At 56.3% G+C, this 1,364-nt stretch carries 1 protein-coding gene; it reads left to right on the forward strand.

Annotation, left to right across the window (positions count from 1 at the left end; genetic code table 11):
* Positions 1–72: 72 nt before the first annotated feature.
* Positions 73–1,095, forward strand: coding sequence for an IS110 family RNA-guided transposase (locus tag BUA42_RS20785; protein WP_072780267.1), 1,023 nt, complete (start codon positions 73–75; stop codon positions 1,093–1,095).
* Positions 1,096–1,364: the final 269 nt, after the last annotated feature.

Here is a 1,364-nt window from a genome sequence, read left to right on the forward strand (position 1 = left end):
ATAATGTGATGGATTGGATGCCCCTCCTGCCGTTTCATAATGGACTCGGTTTAGAAAGAAGGAGGGAAACCAATGTCAGAGCTTCATATTTTAGGCGTAGATTTGGCCAAGCGAACGTTCGCGGCATGCGGCGCTGATAATGATGGTTATGTTATCTTCAGGAAGAAACTGACCCGATCTCAGTTCCAGAAAATGCTGTCAGACCTGCCGCCTTGCATCGTTGCCATGGAAGCATGCAGCTCGGCTCACCACTGGGGACGCATGGCCCGCGCTGCCGGTCATGACGTGCGCTTGATCCCACCGCTCTACGTCAAACCATTTGTTAAGCGGCACAAGAACGATGCCATCGACGCAGAAGCGATTGCCGAAGCGGCGTCCCGACCCTCAATCCGAACTGTTGCGGTGAAGGACGAAGACCAGCAAGCGCAGGCGGTGCTCTTTCGCACGCGCGAACTTTTCGTGCGGCAACGCACTCAATTGGTCAACGCGGTACGGGCACATCTGGCGGAGTACGGGATAATCTTGCCCCAGCAACGGCGCAACGGACACGCCTTCGCATCAAGATGCCGGACCGAATTGGACGCTGCTCCTTTGGACGTCGCAAACATCGTGGAAGCGTATCTGCGCCAGATCGAGAGCATCGATACTGAGGTCACCGCCCTCGATGTGAAGATCAAGAAAGGCGCGTTGCGAAACGAAAGAGCGCGACGCATGCAAACCATGCCTGGCATTGGACCCATGACAGCCATGGCCGTTCAGGCCTTTTGTCCACCGACAGAGAATTTTCGCAAGGGTCGGGATTTTGCGGCCTGGCTGGGATTAGTGCCGCGACAACATTCAACAGGCGGTAAGGATCGGCTTGGGCGGATCACGAAAATGGGTCAGCGTGACGTGCGAAAGCTCCTGATCGTTGGAGCTATGTCCGTCATAAGTGCGAGCGAACGCAAAGGCCATTGCGATGACCCATGGCTCGCCCGTATGCTTGCAAAACGACCGCGCATGGTGGTGGCGGTTGCCTTGGCCAATCGGATGGCACGACGTCTTTGGGCAATGCTCACCAAAGGGTGCGACTATGACATTCGGGCTGCCGCCTAAGTCGGCGCAGTCAGGATACCGGCAGGACTGAGAGGACGAAGGACAAGTTACGGAACACGACGATCATGAGATCGGCAGCGGACAAACCAGGATAAAACGGCGGCCTTCGAGCCCGTTAATGTGATTGGGACCCGCGCCTCGCATCTCCATAAGGGCCCGCCGCCTGTGTTGCGGCACTTCAGAGGCCGGACACATGACTGCACCCGATCAGGCGTTCCAAAGCTTAGAATTCACTCACAGTAAACGGGGCATCCACACACGTTTTATGT

Origin of the sequence: Marivita hallyeonensis (genome assembly GCF_900129875.1) — a bacterium.
GTDB lineage: Bacteria > Pseudomonadota > Alphaproteobacteria > Rhodobacterales > Rhodobacteraceae > Marivita > Marivita hallyeonensis.